At 67.4% G+C, this 23,441-nt stretch carries 19 protein-coding genes; 8 read left to right on the top strand and 11 right to left on the bottom strand.

Annotated elements, in window-relative coordinates; translation table 11 throughout:
• Positions 1–2 precede the first annotated feature (2 nt).
• Together ACSFA0_RS16460 and ACSFA0_RS16455 are read right to left on the bottom strand one after the other, a co-directional pair.
• Entirely contained in the window at positions 3–749 is a 747-nt protein-coding gene (locus ACSFA0_RS16460; protein ID WP_435451342.1) for a response regulator transcription factor, read from the bottom strand.
• On the bottom strand, positions 746–2,692 hold the full coding sequence (locus ACSFA0_RS16455; protein WP_435451341.1) for a hybrid sensor histidine kinase/response regulator: 1,947 nt from the start codon (positions 2,690–2,692) through the stop codon (positions 746–748). The genes ACSFA0_RS16460 and ACSFA0_RS16455 overlap by 4 nt, the downstream gene beginning before the upstream one ends.
• Positions 2,693–2,823: 131 nt before the next feature.
• On the opposite strand from ACSFA0_RS16455, the gene ACSFA0_RS16450 reads away from it, so the two are divergent.
• Both ACSFA0_RS16450 and acs read left to right on the top strand, forming a co-directional pair.
• Positions 2,824–4,467 (top strand): acyl-CoA synthetase, encoded by a 1,644-nt coding sequence (locus tag ACSFA0_RS16450; protein WP_435451340.1) that lies wholly within the window; start codon positions 2,824–2,826, stop codon positions 4,465–4,467.
• Positions 4,468–4,490: 23 nt separating this feature from the next.
• Positions 4,491–6,473, top strand: a complete 1,983-nt coding sequence (acs, locus tag ACSFA0_RS16445) for an acetate--CoA ligase (RefSeq protein WP_435451339.1) — start codon at positions 4,491–4,493, stop codon at positions 6,471–6,473.
• A gap of 133 nt (positions 6,474–6,606) precedes the next feature.
• Here acs and urtE read toward each other — a convergent pair whose 3' ends face one another.
• From urtE to ACSFA0_RS16410, 7 genes are all read right to left on the bottom strand, one after another.
• Positions 6,607–7,299 carry an urea ABC transporter ATP-binding subunit UrtE gene (gene urtE / locus ACSFA0_RS16440; RefSeq protein ID WP_435451338.1) on the bottom strand — a complete coding sequence of 231 codons (693 nt, stop codon included), beginning with the start codon at positions 7,297–7,299 and terminating at the stop codon, positions 6,607–6,609.
• 205 nt (positions 7,300–7,504) lie between these two features.
• Positions 7,505–8,380 carry an urea ABC transporter ATP-binding protein UrtD gene (gene urtD, locus ACSFA0_RS16435; protein ID WP_435451337.1) on the bottom strand — a complete coding sequence of 292 codons (876 nt, stop codon included), beginning with the start codon at positions 8,378–8,380 and terminating at the stop codon, positions 7,505–7,507.
• Positions 8,377–9,591, bottom strand: coding sequence for an urea ABC transporter permease subunit UrtC (gene urtC / locus ACSFA0_RS16430; protein WP_435451336.1), 1,215 nt, complete (start codon positions 9,589–9,591; stop codon positions 8,377–8,379). The genes urtD and urtC overlap by 4 nt, the downstream gene beginning before the upstream one ends.
• Positions 9,588–11,177 (bottom strand): urea ABC transporter permease subunit UrtB, encoded by a 1,590-nt coding sequence (gene urtB, locus ACSFA0_RS16425; RefSeq protein WP_435451914.1) that lies wholly within the window; start codon positions 11,175–11,177, stop codon positions 9,588–9,590. Before urtB ends, urtC begins: the two co-directional genes overlap by 4 nt.
• A 134-nt stretch (positions 11,178–11,311) precedes the next feature.
• Entirely contained in the window at positions 11,312–12,580 is a 1,269-nt protein-coding gene (gene urtA, locus ACSFA0_RS16420) for an urea ABC transporter substrate-binding protein (protein WP_435451335.1), read from the bottom strand.
• Between the two features lie 414 nt (positions 12,581–12,994).
• Entirely contained in the window at positions 12,995–13,813 is an 819-nt protein-coding gene (locus tag ACSFA0_RS16415; RefSeq protein ID WP_435451334.1) for a putative hydro-lyase, read from the bottom strand.
• Between the two features lie 59 nt (positions 13,814–13,872).
• Positions 13,873–14,505, bottom strand: a complete 633-nt coding sequence (locus ACSFA0_RS16410; protein ID WP_435451333.1) for a GntR family transcriptional regulator — start codon at positions 14,503–14,505, stop codon at positions 13,873–13,875.
• Between the two features lie 193 nt (positions 14,506–14,698).
• Between ACSFA0_RS16410 and ACSFA0_RS16405 the strand changes: the two genes are divergently transcribed.
• The 6 genes from ACSFA0_RS16405 to ACSFA0_RS16380 are packed head-to-tail and all read left to right on the top strand — an operon-like array spanning position 14,699 to position 20,990.
• The gene (locus ACSFA0_RS16405) at positions 14,699–15,889 is read left to right on the top strand and encodes a M24 family metallopeptidase (protein ID WP_435451332.1); all 1,191 of its coding nucleotides are present in this window, start codon (positions 14,699–14,701) and stop codon (positions 15,887–15,889) included.
• Positions 15,890–15,948: 59 nt separating this feature from the next.
• Positions 15,949–16,998 (top strand): TRAP transporter substrate-binding protein, encoded by a 1,050-nt coding sequence (locus ACSFA0_RS16400; RefSeq protein ID WP_435451331.1) that lies wholly within the window; start codon positions 15,949–15,951, stop codon positions 16,996–16,998.
• A gap of 7 nt (positions 16,999–17,005) precedes the next feature.
• Complete coding sequence (locus ACSFA0_RS16395) at positions 17,006–17,644, top strand: TRAP transporter small permease subunit (protein ID WP_435451330.1); 639 nt, start codon at positions 17,006–17,008, stop codon at positions 17,642–17,644.
• Positions 17,641–18,924 carry a TRAP transporter large permease gene (locus ACSFA0_RS16390; RefSeq protein ID WP_435451329.1) on the top strand — a complete coding sequence of 428 codons (1,284 nt, stop codon included), beginning with the start codon at positions 17,641–17,643 and terminating at the stop codon, positions 18,922–18,924. The genes ACSFA0_RS16395 and ACSFA0_RS16390 overlap by 4 nt, the downstream gene beginning before the upstream one ends.
• A gap of 37 nt (positions 18,925–18,961) precedes the next feature.
• Positions 18,962–19,648, top strand: a complete 687-nt coding sequence (locus tag ACSFA0_RS16385; protein WP_435451328.1) for a DUF2848 domain-containing protein — start codon at positions 18,962–18,964, stop codon at positions 19,646–19,648.
• Positions 19,617–20,990: an amidase gene (locus tag ACSFA0_RS16380; protein ID WP_435451327.1), complete on the top strand. Its 1,374-nt coding sequence runs from the start codon at positions 19,617–19,619 to the stop codon at positions 20,988–20,990. Before ACSFA0_RS16385 ends, ACSFA0_RS16380 begins: the two co-directional genes overlap by 32 nt.
• Before the next feature lie 19 nt (positions 20,991–21,009).
• On the opposite strand, the gene ACSFA0_RS16375 is transcribed toward ACSFA0_RS16380, so the two are convergent.
• Together ACSFA0_RS16375 and ACSFA0_RS16370 are read right to left on the bottom strand one after the other, a co-directional pair.
• Positions 21,010–21,987, bottom strand: coding sequence for a Bug family tripartite tricarboxylate transporter substrate binding protein (locus tag ACSFA0_RS16375; RefSeq protein ID WP_435451326.1), 978 nt, complete (start codon positions 21,985–21,987; stop codon positions 21,010–21,012).
• A gap of 40 nt (positions 21,988–22,027) precedes the next feature.
• On the bottom strand, positions 22,028–23,350 hold the full coding sequence (locus ACSFA0_RS16370) for an arylsulfatase (protein WP_435451325.1): 1,323 nt from the start codon (positions 23,348–23,350) through the stop codon (positions 22,028–22,030).
• Positions 23,351–23,441 lie beyond the last annotated feature (91 nt).

Raw genomic sequence — 23,441 nt, 5'->3', positions numbered from 1 at the left:
AATCACTCCCAGGTGACGTTGGCGGCGAACATGTAGCCTGCGCCGTAAACCGTCTTGATGACGACCGGGTCGTGCGGGTCGTTCTCGATCTTGCGACGCAGGCGCGAGATGCGCACGTCGATGCTGCGGTCGGTGGGCGACAGGTCGCGTGCGCCCATCAGCTGCTCGCGCGTGAGGATCTGGTGCGGCCGCTCGACGAAGCAGCGCAGCACCTGCGTCTCGGCGGTGCCCAGCAAGTGCTCGGCTCCGTCCGGCGCGCGCAGGATGTTGGCTGCGCAGTCGATGCGCCAACCCTGAAAGGACGCATACCGGCGTTGTCGCCCGCCCGTGGCCCCGGGCGCGCCCATGCGGCGGCGCAGGATGCTGCGCACCCGCGCCACCAGCTCGCGCGACTCGAACGGCTTGGTCATGTAGTCGTCGCCGCCCAGCTCGAGCCCCATCACACGATCGGCCGTGTGGCCGCGGCCTGTGAGGATCAGCACACCGGCATTCGACTGCATGGTGATGCGGCGCATGAGGTCGATGCCGTCCATGTCGGGCAGGCCGAGATCGACGATGCACAGGTCGGGCTTTTCGGTCTGCATGCGCCGCAGCACGCTGGCGCCCGTCTGAAAGACCTCGCAGCTGAAGCCGAACTCGGTCAGCGCGGCAAGCACCAGCTTCGACACCGCCGGATCGTCTTCCACCAGGAAGACCAGCGAGGGTGGCGCGCCCTCGTCGGCCATGCCGCGGTGTGCCAGCGTGTTCATGGCCGGCCCGCCTCGATCGCATCCGCCAGCTGCGCGGTCGAGAACGGCTTGGTCAGCAGCGGCACGCCAGGCACCTGCAGGTCGCCGGAAGCGTTGCCGCTCATCAACACCACGGCCTGCGCGCGCCGCTGCGCACGCGCTGCCCGTGCGACTGCGCTGCCGTCGACGCTGCCCGGCATCACCACGTCGGTCAGCAGCAGCGCGATGCCGTCGGTGTGCATGAGCAGTTGCAAGGCCTCGGCCCCGTTGTCGGCCTCGAGCACGCTGTAGCCCAGCTCGAGCAGGTTGCGGCGAACCACGCGACGCACCTGCTCATCATCGTCCACCAGCAGGGCGAGTCCGCGCCGGCCCGCCTCAGCCGGGGTCATCGCGGCGATCTCCTGCCCGGCCTCGACGCCACCACTGGCGGGCAGCCAGAGCGAAATGGTGGTGCCGCAACCTGGCTGGCTGTGCACGTCGATGGCGCCGCCCGACTGCTTGATGAAGCCGTACACCATGGCCATGCCGAGCCCGGTGCCGCGCCCCGGCTGCTTGGTGGTGAAGAAGGGTTCGAACATGTGCGCCAGCGTGTGCGCATCCATGCCGGCGCCGTTGTCTTCGACGTCGATTCGCACGTGCTCGCCGATGGCCGTCTGCAGCGCGGCAGCGGCACCGGCGTCGAGCACGGCCGGGCGCAGGCGCAGGGTGATGCGGCCGTCGGGTGGCGTCGCGTCGCGTGCGTTGAGGATCATGTTGAGCAGGGCCTGCTCGAGCTGGCTCGCGTCGATCCATGCCCAGAGCGGCGCGGCGGCGCCGGGGGCGTCGATCACGAGTTCGAGATGCTCGGGCAGTGACCGCCGCACCAGCCGCTGCACCGTCTGTAGCAGCGCCACCGCGTCGACCGCGCCGGCCTGCAACGGCTGCCGCCGGGCAAAGTGCAGCATGCCCTTCACCAGTTCGGCCCCGCGCCGGGAGGCGTCGAGCGCCGGCAGCACGTATTCGGGCACCAGTGCATCGCCGGGCCGCGCATCCGCCAGCGCCGCGAGGTTGCCGATGACGACGGTGAGGATGTTGTTGAAGTCGTGCGCCAGCCCGCCGGTCAGATGGCCCAGTGCCTCCAGCTTCTGCGTGCGTGCGAGGAGCTCCTGCGCGCGCTTCTGTTCGGTGATGTCGAACGTCAGCTCGAAGCAGCCGGCAAACGTGCCGTCGGCCGCCCGCTCGGGAACCAGCGAGGTACGCACGGCGCGCCGGTCGCCGGTGCGGGTGGCGAGTTCGTACTCGAAGCTCAGCGCTTCGCCGGCCATGGCACGCAGCACGTACGGCTTGACCACTGCGTACACCACGTCGCCCAGAAACGACCGGGCACTGGCCTGTTCGGGCCGCGTGGTGTCGACGCGGAACCAGTCGTGATAGCCCCGGTTGATGTAGCGGTAGACGCGGTGGCGGTCGAAGTAGGCCACCAGCGCCGGAATCGAGTCCATCACCAGGCGCACGCGCTGCTCGCTGCTGGCCAGTTCCGCGGTGCGCGCGGCGACGCGGTTTTCGAGGTCGGCGCTGTGCTCGCGAATCGTGCGCTCGGCCTTGCGCTGCGCTGTCACATCGGAATAGAGGGTGACGAAGCCATGCCCCGGCAGCGGCTCGCCATGGATGTGCAGCACGCGACCGTCAGGGCGGACGCGCTCGATGTCGTGCGGCGCGAAGGTGCGGGCTGCGGCCAAGCGCTCGGCCACCAGCACCTCGGGATCGCCCGCGCCGTATTCGCCGCGGCGGGCGTTGTAGCGAATGAAGGTCTCGAACGGCGTGCCGAGGCAGGCCATGCCCTCCGGGAAATCGAGCAGGCGCACGTAGGCGCTGTTCCAGGCCACCAGGCGCAGCTGGGCGTCGAAGATCGACAGCCCCTGGTCGAGCAGGTCGAGTCCGGCCTGCAGGGTCTGGTAGCGCGCGAGCGGAGCTGCGGAGGGCAAAACGTCGTGTCTCTTGAAATTCTGGAGGTTATAGCCGCCTCGCTGCAATCATTCGTCATTTTTCGATGCGGCTCGTGCAATGTTCATGGCCGATCCTCGGGCTTCGGGAAAACACCGCCCTCGGAGACGACATGACACGCACCAACCCCTATGCCATGGGGCTCGACAAGAACGCTGCGAATTTCGTGGCGCTGTCGCCGCTTTCATTCCTCGAACGCGCCGCCCACGTCTATCCGGATCGCGTGGCGCTGGTCTACGGTGCGGTTCGCCGCAGCTGGGCCGACACCTACAGCCGGTGCCGCCGGCTGGCCAGCGCGCTGGCTGCGCGCGGCGTCGGCCCCGGAGACACGGTGGCCGTCATGCTCCCCAACACCCCGGCCATGTTCGAGGCTCATTTCGGCGTGCCGATGAGCGGCGCCGTGCTGAACACGCTGAACACCCGGCTCGATGCGCCGGCCATTGCCTTCATGCTGCAGCACGGCGAGGCCAAGGTGCTGCTGACCGACCGCGAGTTCGCCGGCGTCGTGGGGCAGGCGCTCTCCACCCTGGGTGCGAACCGCCCGCTCGTGATCGAGGTCGAGGACGCGCTGGCGCCCCTCGGCGCGCGGCTCGGCGACATCGACTACGAGCGCTTTCTCGCCACCGGCGACCCCGACTTCGCCTGGCAGTTGCCGACCGACGAGTGGGACGCCATTGCGCTGAACTACACCTCCGGCACCACTGGCAACCCCAAGGGCGTGGTGACGCACCACCGCGGCGCCTACCTCAACGCAGCCAGCAACGCGATCGCCTGGAACCTGCCGGACCAGGCGGTGTACCTGTGGACGCTGCCGATGTTCCACTGCAACGGATGGTGCTTCCCGTGGGTTCTCGCACTCGTGGGCGCGACCAGCGTGTGCCTGCGCCGGGTCGACCCGGCGCTGATCTACCCGCTGATCCGCGAACACCGCGTCACGCACATGTGCGGTGCTCCCATCGTGTACAGCATGATGATCAACGCACCGGCCGAGCTGCGCGCCGGCATCGACCATGTGGTGCAGGGGCTGGTCGCAGGTGCGGCGCCGCCGGCGGCGGTGATCGCGGGCTGCGAAGGCGCCGGCATCGAGATCACCCATGTCTACGGATTGACCGAGGTGTACGGCCCGTCGGCCATCTGCACCCGGCAGCCGTCCTGGCAAGGGCTGCCGCCGGAAGAACGGGCCCGGCTCAACGGCCGCCAGGGCGTTGCCTACCCGCTGCAGCAGGCCGTGACCGTGCTCGACCCACAGACACTGATTCAGGTGCCGGCAGACGGAGAGACCCTCGGCGAGATCTTCTTCCGCGGCAACGCGGTGATGAAGGGCTACCTCAAGAACCCGAGCGCCACCGAAGAAGCCTTCGCAGGCGGCTGGTTCCACACCGGCGACCTCGGCGTACTGCACCCGGACGGCTACGTGAAGATCAAGGATCGCAGCAAGGACGTGATCATCTCCGGCGGCGAGAACATCTCGTCGATCGAGGTGGAAGACGCGCTGCACCACCACCCTGCCGTGCTGAGCGCCGCCGTGGTGGCACAGCCCGACGCCAAATGGGGCGAAGTGCCCTGCGCATTTGTCGAACTCAAGGCCGGTCGCGCGGTCTCGGAAGCCGAGCTGGTCGCGTTCTGCCGGCCTTTGCTCGCGCGCTTCAAGGTGCCCAAGCGCATCGTGTTCGGCGAGCTGCCTAAAACGTCGACGGGAAAGATCCAGAAGTTCCTGCTGCGCGACCGCGTGCATTCCGCCAGCGCCATCGATTGACATCACCCCCAGGAGACATCCGCATGACCAGCCAGACCGAAGTATCCACCGCCGCCACCTACGCGCCGAGCGACGTCACGGTGCGCAATGCACACGTCTCGGGCCGCGCGGCCTACGACAAGCTGGTGGCCGAGGCCGACGCCGACCACGAGGCCTACTGGGCGCGCCTGGCGCGCGAGTTCATCACCTGGAAGACGCCATTCACCCACGTCCTCGACGACAGCCATGCGCCCTTCTTCAAATGGTTCGAAGACGGCACGCTGAACGCGTCGTACAACTGCCTCGACCGGAACGTGGAACGCGGCCTCGGCCACAAGATCGCGATCGTGTTCGAGGCCGACGACGGCGCCGTCACGCGCATCACCTATGCAGAACTGCTCGAGCGGGTCTGCCGCGCCGCCAACGTGCTGCGCTCGCTCGGGGTGAAGAAGGGTGACCGCGTCGTCATCTACATGTCGATGTCGATCGACGGCGTGGTGGCCATGCAGGCCTGCGCACGCATCGGCGCCATCCACTCGGTGGTGTTCGGCGGCTTCTCGTCGCAGGCGCTGCGTGACCGCATCGCCGACACCGGCGCGGTGCTGGTGCTCACGGCCGACCAGCAAGTGCGCGGCGGCAAGCACCTGCCGCTGAAGGCGCTGGTCGACGATGCGCTGGCGCTCGGCGGCTGCGACAGCGTTCGCCACGTGCTCGTCACCCGGCGCACGGGCGGCGAAGTGCCGTTCAATGCGGCGCGTGACCTCTGGATGGCCGAACTCGCGGCAGCCCAGCCCACCCGCTGCGAACCCGAATGGGTGGGTGCGGAGCATCCGCTGTTCCTGCTCTACACCTCGGGCTCCACCGGCAAACCGAAGGGCGTTCAGCATTCGACCGGCGGCTACCTGCTGCATGCCGCACTCACCTGCAGCTGGACCTTCGACCTCAAACCCGAAGACGTGTTCTGGTGCACGGCCGACATCGGTTGGGTCACCGGCCACACCTACATCGCCTACGGGCCGTTGGCGCTCGGCGTCACCGAAGTGGTGTTCGAGGGCGTGCCTACCTATCCGGATGCCGGCCGCTTCTGGAAGATGATCCAGGACCATCTGGTGACCGTGTTCTACACCGCGCCGACGGCGATCCGCTCGCTCATCAAGGCGGCCGAAAGCACGCCCACGGCCCATCCGCGCAACTACGACCTGTCGAGCCTGCGCATCCTCGGCTCTGTCGGCGAGCCGATCAACCCTGCCGCCTGGCAGTGGTATCACCACCATATCGGCGGCGACCGCTGCCCGATCGTCGACACCTTCTGGCAGACCGAAACGGGCGGCCACATGATCACGCCGCTGCCGGGTGTCTCCGACCTGGTGCCGGGCTCCTGCAGCCTGCCCTTCCCGGGCATCAGCGCCGACGTGGTCGACGAGGCCGGCAACCCGATGCCCTGGGGCCAGGGCGGCCTCCTGGTGGTGAAGAAGCCATGGCCCGCGATGATCCGCACCATCTGGGGCGACCCGGAACGCTTCAAGGCAAGCTACTTCCCTGAAGAATTCAAAGGTCGCTACTACCTGGCCGGCGACGGCGCCATCCGCGATGCGAAGACCGGCAACTTCACCATCACCGGCCGCATCGACGACGTGCTCAACGTGAGCGGGCACCGCATGGGCACGATGGAAATCGAGTCCGCGCTGGTGTCGCATACCGAACTGGTGGCCGAGGCGGCCGTGGTCGGCCGGCCCGACGACACCACCGGCGAGGCGATCTGCGCTTTCGTGGTGCTCAAGCGCGGCCGCCCGACCGGCGAGGAAGCCACCCGGATCGCGAACGAACTGCGCGCCTGGGTGGCCAAGGAGATCGGTCCGATCGCCAAGCCGAAGGACATCCGCTTCGGCGACAACCTGCCCAAGACGCGCAGCGGCAAGATCATGCGGCGCCTGCTGCGCTCGGTGGCCAAGGGCGAGGCGGTGACGCAGGACACGTCGACGCTGGAGAATCCAGCCATCCTCGAACAGCTGGGGTCGGCGCACTGACACCCGATCGCATGCAAAGACGGGGAACCTCGGCCTTTTGTCTGAGCGTGCGGTGTTCGCGGCACGGGTGTCTCGCGGGCACTTCGTGCCGGATGTTTCGGGGTAAGGCCTGTGGGTCGGCCTGACCCAACGATCAGATCGCCACGAGCTGGCGCACGCCCTGCGCTTCCATGTCCTTGCCCAGCCCGCGCGCAATGACCTCGCCGCGCTCCATCACGAGGTAGTCGTCGGCCAGCTCCTGCGCGAAGTCGTAGTACTGCTCGCACAGCAAGATCGCCATGTCGCCCCGATCCGCCAGCATGCGGATGACGCGGCCGATGTCCTTGATGATGCTCGGCTGGATGCCTTCGGTGGGCTCGTCGAGGATGAGCAGCTTGGGGCTCGGCGCCAGCGCGCGGGCGATGGCCAGATGCTGCTGCTGCCCGCCAGAGAGGTCGCCGCCGCGGCGGTTCATGAACTGCTTGAGGATCGGGAACAGCTCGAACAGCTCGGCCGGGATCGGCGTGCTGCCGCTCTTGTAGGCCAGGCCCATGCGCAGGTTCTCCTCCACCGTGAGCCGCGCGAAGATCTCCCGGCCCTGGGGCACGAAGCCCATGCCGGCGCGGGCACGCTCGTACGGTGTCTTCTTCTGGATCGGCTGGCCGTCGAACTCGATGCTGCCGCTCTTGATCGGCACCAGGCCCATGAGCGATTTGAGCAGCGTGGTCTTGCCGACGCCGTTGCGGCCGAGCAGCACGGTGACCTTGCCGAGCGTGGCAGTGAAGCTCACGTCGCGCAGGATGTGGGAGCCGCCGTAGTACTGGTGGATGTTCTTGACTGTGAGCATGTCTTGTTCCTGCTTCAGTTGTTCGGGTCACAGCTGTCTGCCATGGGCGCAGCGCCCGGCAGGCGGTGCGGACCGGGCGACCCCGGTGCGCCGGCCGCTTCGCGGCTGCCCTGCGGTGCACAGGGGATCGCCCGGCCCGCACCGCCTGCCGGGCTTGGGGTGGCGCAATCGCTGTGATCGCTGACACCCGCGCACAAAGAAAACTTCAGCGTCCAAGATAAACCTCGATCACCCGCTCGTCCGCCTGCACTTCATCGAGGGTTCCCTGCGCGAGAACGGACCCGTCGCACAGCACCGTCACGATCTCCGAGATGGTCCGGATGAAGCTCATGTCGTGCTCCACCACCATCAACGAGTGCTTGCCCTTCAGCGTGAGGAACAGTTCCGCCGTACGCGCCGTTTCCTCGTCCGTCATGCCCGCAACCGGCTCGTCGAGCAGCAGCAGCTTCGGATCCTGCATCAGCAGCATGCCGATCTCCAGCCACTGCTTCTGACCATGGCTCAGGTTGCCCGCCATGCGCGACACGCTGTCGGCCAGGTGGATGGTCTCGATGATCTCGGCCAACCGGTCGCTCTGCGCCGAATCGAGCTTGAACAGCATCGAGCGCTTCACGCCCTTGTCGGTCTTGAGCGCCAGCTCGAGGTTCTCGAACACCGTGAGCTGCTCGAACACCGTCGGCTTCTGGAACTTGCGGCCGATGCCGAGCTGGGCGATATCCGCCTCCTTGTGGCGCAACAGGTCGATGGTGCTGCCGAAAAACACGGTGCCGCTGTCGGGCCGCGTCTTGCCGGTGATGATGTCCATCATCGTGGTCTTGCCGGCGCCGTTCGGGCCGATGATGCAGCGCAGCTCGCCGGGCGCGATGTCCAGGCTCAGGTTGTTGATCGCCTTGAAGCCGTCGAAGCTCACGCACACGTCTTCGAGGTAGAGGATGCGTCCGTGCGTGATGTCGACCTCGCCGGGCGTCGCGTGGCGGCCGAAGCCTGCAGCACGTCCGCCCGACTCGGTGTTGCCGGGCAGTGCAATGCCGTCGTGCAGAGCGATGCGCTTCGCGCCCTCTTCCATCAGGTCGGGCGTCATGCGCGCGCTCCCTTCGGTTCTGCGGCGAGCGGCGCCAGGGCGCTCGGCTCCACGCCTTCCGATGCGGCCAGTGCGCGCTGCGCTTCGAGCCGGCCGTCACTCGGCGCGTTCTTGTCCTTCGACCGCCACTTGCGCACCAGCCCGACGATGCCGTTCGGCAGGAAGAGCGTGACGGCGATGAAGAGCGCGCCGAGGAAATACAGCCAGTACTCGGGGTAGGCCACCGTCAACCAGCTCTTCGCGCCGTTGACGATGAAGGCACCGATGATCGGCCCGATGAGCGTGGCGCGCCCACCCACTGCGGCCCACACGGCGATCTCGATCGAGTTGGCCGCACTCATCTCGCCGGGGTTGATGATGCCGACCTGCGGCACGTACAGCGCGCCGGCCACGCCGCACATGATCGCGGAGATGACCCAGATGGTGAGCTTGTAGGGCAGCGGGTTGTAGCCCGAGAACATCACGCGCGTTTCCGCGTCGCGAATGGCCTGCAGCACCCGGCCGAACTTGCTGCCGATGAGCCACTTGCTGAACAGGAAGAAGCCCAGCAGCGTTGCGCCGGTGAGCGCGAAGAGCGTCATGCGCATCTCCTGCGTCGCGATCGGGATGCCCAGGATGCGCTTGAAGTCGGTGAAGCCGTTGTTGCCGCCGAAGCCCGTCTCGTTGCGGAAGAACAGCAGCATCGCGGCGAAGGTCATGGCCTGCGTGATGATCGAGAAGTACACCCCCTTGATGCGCGAGCGGAAGGCGAAGAAGCCGAACACGAAGGCGATCAGGCCGGGCACCGCGACGATCAGGATCAGCGTCATCACGAAGCTGTCGCTGAAGGTCCAGTGCCAGGGCAGCGTCTTCCAGTCGAGAAACACCATGAAGTCCGGCAGGTCGCTCTTGTAGTTGCCGTCGCGGCCGATCTGGCGCATGAGATACATGCCCATCATGTAGCCGCCCAGCGCGAAGAACATGCCGTGGCCCAGCGACAGGATGCCGGTGTATCCCCAGATCAGGTCCATGGCCAGCGCGCAGATGGCATAGCACATGATCTTGCCGACGAGCGCCACCGCGTAGTCGCTCATATAGAACATGCTCTCGCGCGGCACCAGCAGGTTGAGCATCGGCGCCACGGCGCACACGACGATCAGCGCGACGAAGAACACCGTCCAGCCCTTGCCGCTGAGCAGCGGGCCTTTGGTAGGTAATACGACTTTGCTCATGCCTCGGCACTCCGGCCTTTCATCGCGAAGATCCCTTGCGGGCGCTTCTGGATGAAGATGATGATGAAGACGAGCACCGCGATCTTCGCGAGCACCGCACCGGCCCAGCCTTCGATGAACTTGTTGAGGATGCCCAGGCCCATGGCCGCATACACCGTGCCGGCGAGCTGGCCGACGCCGCCCATCACCACCACCATGAATGAATCGACGATGTAGCTTTGGCCGAGGTCGGGGCCGACGTTGCCGATCTGGCTCAGAGCACAGCCCGCCAGGCCGGCGATGCCTGAGCCCAGCGCGAAGGCGTAGGTGTCGATGCGGGCGGTGTTCACGCCCATGCACGAGGCGATGGGCCGGTTCTGCGTGACGCCGCGCACGAACAGGCCGAGCCGCGTGCGGCCGATGAGCCAGCCCATCGCGAGCAGCACCAGTACCGCGAAGACGATGATGCCGATGCGGTTCCACGGCAGCGTCACGTTGCTGAGCATGGTGAAGCCGCCGCTCATCCAGCCGGGGTTCTCGACGCCGACGTTCTGCGCGCCGAAGATCGAGCGCACCATCTGCTGCAGCATCAGGCTGATGCCCCAGGTGGCCAGCAGCGTCTCGAGCGGCCGGCCATACAGGAAGCGGATCACGCCGCGCTCCAGCACCGCGCCGACCAGCGCCGAAGCGAGGAACGACACCGGGATGGCGGCGACCAGGTACAGGCCGAACATCGATTCCGGGACGTAGCGCTGAAAGATGCCCTGCATCACGTAGGTGGCGTAGGCGCCGATCATCATCAGCTCGCCATGCGCCATATTGATCACGCCCATCAGCCCATAGGTGATGGCCAGGCCCAGCGCGGCCAGCAGCAGCACCGAGCCCAGGCTGATGCCGCTGAAGATCGCGTTGATGCGGTCACCCCAGACCAGCGCGCCGTCGATGCTGGCGATCGAGGCCACGATGGCGCGCTTCACGCCCGCATCGGTCTCGTCGGCCAGCCGCTGGTTGAGCAGCAGCTTGGTGTCGGGGCTCTTGCGCTCGGCCAGCGCCTTGGCGGCGTCGATGCGCTTTGCAGCGTCGGCGCTGTTGAGCATCGAGGCGGCGCGTACCAGTTCGAGCTGGGCCTTGATCGACGGATTCGTCTCGGCCGCCAGCGCGCGCTCGACGGCCGGCAAGCGCGATTCGCTCGGCTCCTTCAGCAGGGCCTGGGCCGCGTCGGCGCGGGCCTTGTCGTCCTTGCTGGTCAGCTTGAGCACGGCCTGCGCGGCGTCGAAGGCGCCGCGCATCAGGTTGTTGTTGACGACATCCTCGGCGTCGTCGGGCACCTTCGCCTCGACACCGGTGACCGGGTCGTACCCTTTGTCGTCCTTGATGACGAAGACCTTGTCGGCGGTGTACTTGACCGCGTCGTCGGCCATCGCCTGGATGAAGGCCGCGGTCTTCTCGTCGGCGGTGAGCACCGCCTTGTCGAGCGCGGCGATGCGCGCCTCGGTGTCGCCCGAGGCGATGGCCTTGGCCTCGTCGGCGGTCAGCGCGTGGGCGGGCAAAGCCGAGAAGGCCGCGAGGAGCGCGAATGCCGCCGCGCAGGAATGGATGAAGCGCATGGGTGGTCGCACGGCGTCTCTCTGATGTGGGAACACCGCGGAACCGGCTTCGCCGGGCCGCAGGTGTTGCCCCCGGTAGGGGGTGGGAGGAGGCGACACGCAGTGCGCCGCATCCTGGGGGCGAGCAAAACCAGTTACATCGACTTGCCGGCGGGCTGGTCGGGCTTCTTGTCGTTGCCTTCGATGTACGGGCTCCATGGCTTGGCCTTGACCGGGCCGGGCGTCTTCCACACCACGTTGAACTGGCCGTCGGCCTTGATCTCGCCGATGAACACGCTCTTGTGCAGGTGGTGGTTCTTCTCGTCCATCTTCGAGACGATGCCCGACGGTGCGTTGAAGGTCTGGCCGGCCATGGCGGCGATCACCTTGTCGGTGTCGGTCGACTTGGCCTTCTCGACGGCCTGCTTCCACATGTGGATGCCGATCCAGGTGGCTTCCATCGGGTCGTTGGTCAGCGGCTTGTCCATGTGGCCGGGGATCTTCTTGGCCTTGGCGTAGTCGCTCCACTGCTTGATGAAGGCGGTGTTGGTCGGGTTCTTGATCGACATGAAGTAGTTCCATGCGGCCAGGTGACCCACCAGCGGCTTGGTGTCCACGCCGCGCAGTTCTTCTTCGCCCACCGAGAAGGCGACGACCGGCACGTCCTTGGCCTTCAGGCCCGCGTTGCCCAGTTCCTTGTAGAAGGGCACGTTGGAGTCGCCGTTGATGGTCGACACCACGGCCGTCTTGCCGCCGGCCGAGAATTTCTTGACGTCGGCGACGATGGTTTGGTAGTCGCTGTGGCCAAAGGGCGTGTACTTCTCGTCGATGTCAGACTCCTTCACGCCCTTGCTCTTCAGGTAGGCGCGCAGGATCTTGTTGGTGGTGCGCGGGTACACGTAGTCGGTCCCCAGCAGCACCCAGCGCTTGGCGCCGCCGCCTTCCTTGCTCATCAGGTAGTCAACGGCCGGAATGGCTTGCTGGTTGGGCGCGGCACCCGTGTAGAACACGTTCTTGCTCAGCTCTTCACCTTCGTACTGCACGGGGTAGAACAGCAGGCCGTTCATTTCTTCGACGACCGGCAGCACCGACTTGCGCGACACCGAGGTCCAGCAGCCGAAGATCACCGAGACCTTGTCCTGGCCGAGCAGCTGCTTCGTCTTCTCGGCGAACAGTGGCCAGTTGGAGGCCGGGTCGACGATCACGGGCTCGAGCTGCTTGCCCATCACGCCGCCCTTTTTGTTGATGTCCTCGATGGCCATCAGCACGGTGTCCTTCAACACGGTTTCCGAGATGGCCATGGTGCCGGACAGCGAGTGCAGCACGCCGACCTTGATGGTGTCGGCGGCGAATGCCGGCGCAGCGGAGATGCTGGCCAGCGCGACGGCGGCGGTGAGCGCCTTGAGGGTGAAACGACGTTGCATGGTGACTCCTGCTCCTGTGTGGTTTGACTGCGACCGCTGCATGCATCGGGTCGATGTGCAGCGATGGAGCGAAGTCTCTTCGGTGGGGAGAAAGTCACCAATACGCCGGGTGGCGTACGAAGGCGCGGCACGCCGCGCGCGGTCGATCAGGGCCTGTTAACGCTATTTCCGGAGTTGCGAAGGCATGCCCCGGCTGGCCAATCAAGGCGCGTGACGCCGCATGTGCGTCGGCACATGCAAGGAGCGCAACGCCGAGTGGCCGGCCGGGGCGCGCCTTCCCTTCGGGTTGCCCGGCCCAGGGGCCGTCTGCGGCGTTGCCCGCGCTTGCAAGGCTTCAGCCTTGCTGCGCGCGGGCGCCTTGCATCCAGCCCCTGGGCCGGGCAACGCAATCTCCGGAAATAGCGTTAACAGGCCCTAGGCGAAGGGGAGTTCGCTGTTGAGCAGATCGGTGATGAGCATGTGGCCCGGCGCATGCGTGATGCAGAAGGCCGGCCTGGCCGCCATCACGATCGCCTGTGGTGTCACGCCGCAGGCCCAGAAGACGGGCAGCTCGTCGTCCATCACCTCGACCGCGTCGCCGAAGTCCGGCGTGCCCAGATCGGTGATGCCGATGAGAGCGGGGTTGCCGATGTGGACCGGCGCGCCATGAACCCGCGGCGTTCGCGCGGTCACCAGCACGGCCTTGATCACGTCCGCGGCCTTCATCGGACGCATCGACACAACCATCGGTCCGTGGAACGGGCCGGCCGGCACGGTCGGGATGTTCGTCTTGTACATGGCAACGTTGCGGCCCTGCGCGACATGACGCAGCGGGATGCCCGCCTCGATGAGCCCGTGCTCGAACGAGAAGGAGCAGCCGAGCACGAAGGTCACAAGGTCGTCACGCCAGAGCGCACGGATGTCGGTGATGCCGTCTTGCGCCAGCACGCCGTCCCGGTACACGCGATAGGCCGGTACGTCGGTGCGGATGTCGACGTCATGGCCCAGCGTGGGCAGCAGCGGCTGGCCCACCTCGGACACGGCCAGCAAGGGACAGGGCTTGGGGTTGGCCTGGCAGAAGCGCAGGAAGTCGGCGGCCTGCGCGGCCGGCAGGATCGCGACGTTGCCCTGCACGTTGGCCGGTGCCAGGCCGCTGGTGTGGCCGGTCCAGTCGCCGCGGCGGATGGCCGCGCGCGCCTGGGCGGCGTCGACGAAAGCGGGCGTGGCGACGGTGCGTGCAGTGGGCAAGGTCATGGTGATCGGTGAAGGAAAGCTGGAATCCGGGAAGGCGGCCTGAAAAGGCAGGTGGCGCCTCAGCGCCGCTGCAGCAACGAGCGGCGGAACGATTCGACATGCGACTGCACCGCCTCGGCCACCCCGTCGGCGTTGCCCGCTTCCAGCCCGGCGATGATGGCCTGGTGCTCGGCGCTGACTTCGGCGAGATGGCCTTCGGCCGACAGCGAGATGGCCCAGAAGCGTTGCGAACGCGCATGCAGCACCTTGAGGATCTCGATGAGCACTTGGTTGCGTGAAGCGGCGGCGATGGCTTCGTGGAACAGTCGGTCGCAGTTCATCAGGCGCGTGATGTCGCGCTCGGCCGCGGCCGCGTCGAAATCCGCCGCCAGGTCACGGATGTGCTGCAGCTCGGGGGCGGTGACCCGCGCCGCAGCGAGCCGCACGCACAGGGCCTCGTTGACCACGCGTACATCGATCAAGTCGAGCGCGTCGTCGATCGACAGCGGCGACACCATCACGCCCTTGCGCGGAATGATCTGCACCAGGCCCTCGTTGGACAGCCGGTGCAACGCGTGGTTGATCGGGGTGCGGCCCAGCCCGAGCCCGCCCATCAGCGCGGCGGTGTTGAGGTAGTCCCCGGGCTTGTAAGCCAGCGTCGTCAAGCGCTCCTTGAGCAGCGCGTAAGCCTGCTCGTTCTGAGAGACATCCACGGCCGGTCGGGCGACCGGGGTGCGGGGCTTGCGGGGACGCGAGGTGACGGGCACGGAACTTCCGAGGTGGCAAAAGATGCACTGTAGCGCAGCACAGATATTGGCATGAAATTCGCTTGCCATCACGTTAATACTGATGTGAAATTTCACAACAACTTTAAAGTTGCACTTTTTCGAGCCGCCTCCGTCCCCCATGCCCGCCACTCATTCCGTCCCTGCCAGCCGCTTCGCCGCCCCATGCGCCGCGCGGCGGCGCGCGCTGCTGGCGCAGGCGGCGCGTCTGGGTTTGCAGGCCGCGCTGGTGTTCGGGCATGGCAGCGCGCTGGGTGCGGGTTCACGCGCGCACGGCGCCCTGCGCTACCTCACGCAGTGGGACGGGCACGAGAGCCTGTCGTTGCTGGTGTGCACCCCATCGGCGTGCACCTTGCTGGTCGGAAGCCCCTTTCTGGTGCCACTGGCACGACAGCAACACCCTGAATTCGATGTCGTCGACGCGCCGCCCGCCACCTGGGGCGCGCACCTGTCCGGGCTGCTGGGCGGCGTGGAAGGCGTGGCCACGATCGGCTTCGACGAACTGCCGCAGGCGGCCTGGGCGTCGATGCAAGTCGGCCTCGCCGCACGGACCCAACATTCCTTCGACGGCTGGCTGGACGCCGCCCGCAGCGTGCTCGACGCGACCCAGCAGACCGTGCACCGTGAAGCAGCCGCCGTTTGCGATCACCTGTTCGAGGCGCTGGGCCCGGCGCTTCGCCGCGGCCTGCCGGCCTGGCGCATCCAGCTCGCGCTGTCGCAGCGCGCGCTCGAACTGGGCGCGGACTACTGCCGCACCTGGCTGACCGCCGGGCCGCAGGCCGACTACCCGCGCTACTGGAAGGAAGAGTGCCTGCACGTCCCGCAGGCCGGCGACCAGGTGCTCTTCGGCGTCATGCTCACGGTCGACGGCCACTGGGGCCATGGCATCCGCATGGGGCATCTGGGCCGGCCGAGCCAGGCGCTGGCGCAACTGCACGCGCGCACCGTGGCGGCCCTGGACGCCGCGCTCGGCGCGCTGCGTTGCGGCACGCCGCTGGGCGCGGTCGAAGCCGCCATGCAGGCCGAACTGCCGGTCGGCGGCGGCGGCAGCACGCATTTCCGCTACGGCCATGGGCTCGGCCATTCCTACGAAGAGGCGCACGCGACCGCGGCTTTTCCGCAATGGTTCGGCGCCGCGCCGGGCGTGGCGCCATCGGCCCCGGCGGTGCACGCCGGCATGCTGCTCGAACTGCATCCGAACATCTTCGTGCCCGGCCACGGCGGCGCTGCCATCGGCGAGATGGTGCTGGTGCACGACGACCATGCCGAATGCCTGCTCGCTTTCCCCCGTGACCTGGCGGATTGGTCTTGACTGACCGACCGCCCTGCTTTCCGTCCCTTCCCGTTGTTTTTCCCTAAGGAGTCTTTGACATGAACAAGCGATTCACCCTCCCCCTGCTGCTGGCCGCAGCCACCGGCTTCGGCGCCGCCCAGGCGCAGGAACTTCCGAAGACGCAGCTCAAGGTCGTCGGCGGCCTGAGCAACCTCAGCGCCTACAACGACTACGAGAAGCCGTTCTGGACCAAGACCATTCCCGAGCTGTCCAAGGGCCAGGTCACGGCCGAGGTCAAGGGCTTCAACGAGATGGGCCTGAAGGGCCCCGAACTCATGCGCCTGATGTCGCAGGGCGTGGTCGAGTTCGGCACCGCCACGCTGTCCTACTTCGCGAGCGACAACCCGATCAACGAAGCCATCGACCTGGCCGGCCTGGCGCCCGACGTCAAGACGGCACGTGACGTCACCAATGCCTTCGCACCCGTCTACGCCAAGTTCTACGACGAGAGCTCCAGCGTCAAGGTGCTGGGCTTCTCGACCTACCCCGCGCAGGTGCTGTTCTGCAATGCGCCGATCACCAGCCTGGCCGACATGAAGGGCAAGAAGGTCCGCACCAGCAGCCGCACGCAGGCCGAATTCGTCGAGGCCCTGGGTGGCACGGGCGTCACCATGGCCTTCGGCGAAGTGGTGCCGGCGCTGCAGAACAAGGTGGTCGACTGCGCCATCACCGGCTCGCTGTCGGGCTACTCGGCCAAGTGGTACGAGGTGTCGACGCACCTGGTCGCGCTGCCGATCAACTGGAACCAGCAGGTCCACGCGGTCAACAAGAAGAGCTGGAACAACCTCAAGCCCGAAGTCCGCGCCTTCCTGGAAACCAACGTCAAGAAGATGACCGACGACATCTGGAAGGCCGCCGCCGAACAGACCCAGCAGGGCTACGACTGCAACACCGGCGCCGCCGCCTGCACGCTGCCGGTCAAGGGCAAGATGACCCTGGTGACACCGAGCGCGGCCGACAAGGTGCTGCTGAAGAAGGTGCTCGACGAGTCGGTGCTGCCGAAGTGGGCCGCTCGCTGCTCGGCCGCCTGCGTGACGAGTTTCAACGAGACCATCGGCAAGACCGTCGGCCTGACCGCACGCAAGTAAGCCTGCCATGCACACCGTCGATTCTTCATTGCCGCCGGACCGCTTCGCGGTGCTGGGGCGCGTGCTGCGCAGCGCCGAAGCGCTGTCGCTGGGCGCCGTCTGGGTCGGCGGTGCGCTGACCGTGGCCAGCGTGCTGCTCATCTCCTTCGATGTGCTGGCGCGCAAGTTTCTCGGCTTCACCACGGGCGGCGCCGACGAACTGTCGAGCTACGCCTTCGCCATCAGCACCTCGTGGGCGCTGGCCTTCGCCACGCTGCAGCGCGCCAACGTGCGCGTCGACGTGCTCTACGGCCTGCTGCCCACGCGACTGTCGGCGGTGCTGGACTGGATCTCGCTCGTGGCGCTCGGCGTGTTCATGGTCTTCCTGACTTGGTACGCCTACGACGTCGTCGGCACCTCGTGGGCGCAGAAGTCCACGGCCAACACGACGCTCGCCACGCCGCTGTGGATTCCGCAGGGCCTGTGGTTCCTCGGGCTGGTCTGGATGTGCGTGGTGCTCGCCGTGATGCTGCTGCGCGCCTCGCTCGCCCTCGTCACCGGCGACATCGCACGCGTCAAGGCGCTGTGCGGCGTGCGCACGGCGCAGGAAGAAGCCGACGAGGAAGCCGCCACCGGCGAGCGCCTGGTCCGCGGGAGCGCCGCATGATCGCCGTCGCCATCACCCTCCTGCTGGTGCTGATCGGCTTGAGCATTCCGGTCGGCGCAGCCCTCGGCGTGCTCGGCCTCGTGCTGGACCCGCTCTATTCGATGCTGCCGCTGTCGCGCGCGATGGGCGAACTGTCGTGGAGCGCGAACAACGAGTTCCTGCTGGTCGCGATCCCGCTGTTCATCATGCTCGGCGAAGTGCTGCTGCGTGCCGGCTTCGCCGAACGCATGTACGGCGCCATGAGCCTGTGGCTGTCGTGGCTGCCCGGTGGCCTGATGCACGCCAACATCGGCGCGTCCACGCTGTTCTCGGCCACCTCGGGCTCCAGCGTGGCCACTGCGGCCACCGTCGGCACCGTGGCCATTCCGCAGATCAAGCGCTACGGCTACAACGAGCCGCTGTTCCTCGGCAGCCTGGCCGCCGGCGGCACGCTGGGCATCCTGATCCCGCCCTCGATCAATCTCGTGATCTACGGCGTGCTGACCAACTCGTCGGTGCCCAAGCTGTACCTGGCCGGCATCATCCCCGGCTTCGCGATGGCCGCGCTGTTCATGCTCATGATCATCGTGGCCTGCGTGGTCAAGCCGGCCTGGGGCGGCAAGAAGATCCACGCCCGCTGGAGCGAACGCCTGACGAGCCTGAAGCATCTGGCGCCGCCCATGGGTATCTTCCTGCTGGTGGTGGGCTCGATCTACGCCGGCCTCGCGACCCCGACCGAGGCCGCGGCGCTTGGCGTGCTGGGCGCCTTCATCCTGGCCGCCTGCTACGGCCGGCTGACCTGGTCGATGCTGCGCGAGGTGATCGAAGGCACGATGCGTTCGACCGCGATGATCATGCTGATCGTGATCGCGGCGAGCTTCCTGAACTTCGTCATGTCGGCCACCGGGCTGACCACCGCGCTGACGAATTCCATCCAGGGGCTGGGCCTGTCGCCGGCCTGGATGCTGCTGGTGGTGGTGGTGTTCTACCTGGTGCTCGGCTGCTTCATGGAGACGCTGTCGATGATGATCACGACGATCCCGATCGTCGCGCCCATCATGATCGGCCTGGGCTACGACCCGATCTGGCTGGGCATCGTGATCATCGTGCTGGTCGAGGCCGCGCTGATCACGCCCCCCGTGGGCCTGAACCTGTTCGTGGTGCAGAGCCTGCGCAAGACCGGTTCGATGAACGCGGTCATCGTCGGTTCGCTGCCCTTCGTGTTCGCGATGTTCGTCATGCTGGCCCTGCTGGCGGCATTCCCCGCCATTGCGCTGTGGCTGCCGCAAGTGTTCGGCTGACAGACCACAACATTCCCCCATTCACACAGAGACTCCCATGAAACTTGAATTCCGCATCGAAGCGAAAGACGGCGCGCACGCCGCCACCGTCGACATTTCCCAGGTGGTGGTGGCCGGTTGGGCCGGCCGCGACCACGCCGCCATCGAGCACCACATCGAAGAGCTGGCCGCCATCGGCGTACCGCGCCCGAGCGCCGTGCCGCTGTACTACCGCATCGCCGACAACCAGCTGACGCAGGCGGAGCGCGTGCAGGCGGTCGGCCCGCATTCGTCGGGCGAGGTGGAGGCCTTCGTGTTCGACCTCGACGGCGAGCTGATGGTCAGCATCGCGTCGGACCACACCGACCGCAAGCTCGAATCGCACAGCGTGGCGCTCTCCAAGCAGATCTGCATCAAGCCGGTCGCCTGCAGCGCCTGGCGCTTCGCCGATGTGGCAGACCATTGGGACGAGCTCATCATCCGCTCGACCATCGAAGAGAACGGCCAGCGCGTGCCTTACCAGGAAGGCCCGCTCGCCACGCTGCGCACGCCGCTCGACCTGATCGCCGGCTACACGGCCGGTGCGTCGGCACTGCCCGCAGGCACCGGCATGACCTGCGGCACGGTGGCCGTGCAAGGCGGCATCCGGCCGTCGCAGGTGTTCGAGATGGAACTGCACGACCCGAAGCTGGGCCGCTCGCTGCATCATCGCTATGTCGTCGAGATCCTGCCGGAAATCGCCTGACACCCTCCTCCATGCCCAACGCCGCCCCATGACCATGACCGACGCCACATCGACCCAGAAACTCGAAGCCGCCCTGGCCGAGATCGCCCGCCTGGGCGACGAAGGCACGCGCATCTTCACGCGCCTCTACCCCGACGCGGCACGCGAAGCGGCACGCGCGTCGGACGCCCGCTGCAGCGCCGGCCGCCCGCTCGGCCCGCTGGACGGCCGGCTGGTGTCCATCAAGGACCTGTTCGACGTGGCGGGCGAAGCCACCACCGCCGGTTCGGTCGTGCGGCGCGATGCCGCGACGGCGACGCAGGATGCCGTCGTCGTGCGCCGGCTGCGCGCGGCGGGCGCCGTCATCGTCGGCAAGACCAACATGACCGAGTTCGCCTTCTCGGGCGTGGGCGTCAACCCGCACTACGGCACGCCCGGCAATGCGCACGACGTGACGCGCATTCCCGGCGGTTCGTCGTCGGGCGCCGGTGTGTCGGCGGGGCGCGGACTGGTCGAGATCGCCATCGGCTCGGACACCGGCGGGTCCGTGCGCATTCCGTCCGCGCTGAACGGCCTGGTCGGCTTCAAGCCCACCCAGTCGCGCGTGAGCCGCGACGGTGCCTATCCCCTGTCGTACACGCTCGACACCGTCGGGCCGCTGTGCCGCAGCGTGGCCGATGCCGCCGCCGCCGATGCCGTGCTGGCCGGGCAGGACGCCATGCCGCTCGAGGCGCGCACCACGCGCGGTCTGCGCGTGGGCGTGCCGCGCGGCCTGCTGTTCACGCAGGCGCAGGACGAGGTGCTGGCGGCCGTCGAGAAGGCGCTCGGCACGCTGTCGAAGGCCGGCGCAGACGTTCGCGACGAAGCGCTCGACGACCTGCTGGGCGAGCCCTTCCGCGTGCAGGAGCGCGGCACGCTGGTCGCTGCCGAAGCCGCCTGGATCCATCAAGCCACCGTGAGCGCACAGGCCGATGCGTACGACCCGCTCGTCCTTTCGCGCATCCGCAAGGGCCAGACGATCGACGCGGCCAGCTACGTCGGCATGCAGCAGGCGCGCGCCGCGCTGCTGCCACAGCTCGACGCGCGCCTGGCCGACCTCGATGTGCTCGTGCTGCCGACGGTGCCGGTGCTCGCGCCGCGCATCGCCGACGTGCAGACCGAAGAAGCGTTCATGAAGATCAACGCCCTGCTGCTGCGCAACCCCTCGGTCTTCAACTTCTACGACCTGCCGGCGCTGTCGCTGCCGCTGCCCGTGGCCGGCGGGCTGCCGGTCGGCCTGATGGTCGTCGGCCGGCGCGGGCGCGACCGCGAACTGCTGGCCGTGGGTGCGGCCATCGAGAAGGTGCTGGCGGCCGCCTCCTGACCGGCCGGCGCGTCGCTCGTCAGTTGATGTCGAGCTTCGCCTTGGTCGCAAGCTCCTTCCACTTGCGGGTGTCGGCCTCGATGAACTGCTGCGCATCCTTCGCGCTGCCCTTGCCCGCGATGGAACCGCTGGCCACCAGCGCCGGTTGAAGCTCGGCCGATGCGGCGATCTCGTTGACCCACGTGTTGAGTTGCTGCACCTGCGCCCCCGGCGTGCCCTTCGGGGCCGCGACCACGTACCACTGTGCGGCGTCGTAGTCCTTGAGCCCGGCTTCCTTCATGGTCGGCACGTCGGGCAGGCTCTCGATGCGGTAGCTGGTGGTCACCGCGTAGGCCTTGAGCTTGCCGGACTTGATCTGCTGCAGCACCGGTGTCACGCCGAGCATGCCGAGCGGGATCTGCGCGCCCACCACGTCGATCACCGCCTGGCCGCCGCCCTTGTACGGCACATGCGTCATGGCCGTGCCCGCGCTCACGTTGAAGAGTTCGCCGGCCAGGTGCTGCGACGTGCCGTTGCCGGACGTCGCATAACTCCACGCCGCCGGGTTCTTCTTCATCGCCTGGATCAGGTCACTCAACTGCGCGGGCGCGTTCGGCATGCCGCTCACCAGCACCATCGGCCCTTGCGCCAGCATGGCGACGGCCGTCAGTTCCTTGCCCATCTCGGGCGGCTGCGTCGTGTAAAGCACGGGGCCGGGCACGGTGATGAGCGTGTAGCCGTCCGGTGCGGCCTTGGCCGCGGCCTGCAGCGCGATGGCGCCCGATGCGCCGGGTCGGTTCTCGACCACCACCGACTGCCCGGTCTTCTCGCCGAGCTTGCGCGCCGCGACGCGCGTGAGCACGTCGACGGTGCCGCCGGGCGGGAAGCCGACGATCCAGGTGATGGGCTTGACGTTGGGCCAGGCGCCGGGGTCGCCGGCGGCGAACACCGCTGCGGGCAGGCACAAGGCGGCGGCCGCGGCCACGAGCGCGCGACGAGGAAAGAACGGTGTGGACATGCGGGACTCCTGAAGGTGATGAATGGACGAACGACGGCGCTCAGTCGGGTTTGCCCGGCGGCGTGTTGGGAAACTGCTGACAGCTCTTGTTGAAGGCCTGCACCACGCGCAGGACGGGGCCGAGCACCCAGGTGTTGTAGACCAGCACATCGGTCTCTTCCTTCGGGTCGCGGGTGATGTTGAAGAGGTAGGGCGACTCGAGCTTGCCCTTGCCTTCGTTCACCTCGGGCTCCCAGTAGAAGTGCAGCTTCCAGTCGCGCCACTTCACCGCACGCAGATCGTTCTTGATGTAGAAAAGAAAGCCCTCGCGCGCCGACTTCTCCTCTTCGCCGAACAGGAAGGCGCGCTGGTCCACGCCATCGATGGGACGGTCGTCCGGCAGCGGTGCACCGGCCACGGCCGCCAGCGTGGTGAAGAGGTCGGTCACGTGCACCAGCTCATTGCTGATGCGGCCGGGCGCGATCCGGCCCGGCCAGCGCGCGATGAAGGGCACGCGCAGGCTGCCTTCCATCGCCGTGTGGTACGTGCCGCGCCACGGGCCTGCGGTGCCTCGGTACGGCGCGCGAAACTCCGGGCCGTTGTCGCTGCAGAAGATGAAGAGCGTGTCGTCCGCGATGCCCAGGCGCTCGACCTCGTCGACGATCTGGCCGACGCGGTGGTCCATCTCGACCATCGAATCCGCGAAGTCACCGGCGCCGGTGCGCCCTGCGAAGTCCGGATGCGGCAGCGTCGGAAAGTGCAGGTGCACGAGCGGCAGGTAGAGGAAGAAGGGTTTGCGCGCCGCATGGTGGCGCTGCATGAAGGCCTGCGAATGCTCGACCAGTTCGGCATCGATCCCGCGCCGACTGTCGAGGTCGTAGACCTTCACGATCTCCGACGGTTCGCCGCGGCGGCCACGCATGATGTGCGGGATGTCGGCGACCGACGGATCGAAGCCGACCGTCGAGGTGAACTGGCTTTCATCGGTGGTGCGCGGGATGCCGTACCACTCGTCGAAGCCGCGGTCCGACGGATAGCGGCCCTCGATATCGCCGAGATGCCACTTGCCGAAATGCGCCGTCGCATAGCCCTGCGCCGACAGAAGTTCGGCCAACGTCACCTCCCAGCGCGTGAGGCCCTGCGGCAGGCCCGGCGGCACCGACTGCAGGCAACCGGTGCGGATCGGATGGCGCCCGCTCATCAGGGCGGACCGGGTGGGCACACAATCGCTCTCGACGTTGAAGTTCTGCAGCAGCAGGCCTTGACGGGCGAGCGCGTCGATGCGTGGCGTGGGTGCGCCGCGCAAGGCGCCGCCGCCGTAGCAGCCGAGTTCGCCCCAGCCGAGGTTGTCGGCGACGATCAGGACGATGTTGGGTGAATTCACGGTCGGTTCTCGTTGAAGCTGGTGAGCGCTTCAATCTAGCCAGACCAGTGCCCGATGCCATTCCCGTCGATGCAGATTCCGATAACCCGCA

The organism is Variovorax restrictus, assembly GCF_051216715.1.
GTDB lineage: Bacteria > Pseudomonadota > Gammaproteobacteria > Burkholderiales > Burkholderiaceae_C > Variovorax.
The sequence above is the reverse complement of the archived record's forward strand: the minus strand, read 5'-3'. Positions and strand labels throughout refer to the sequence as shown.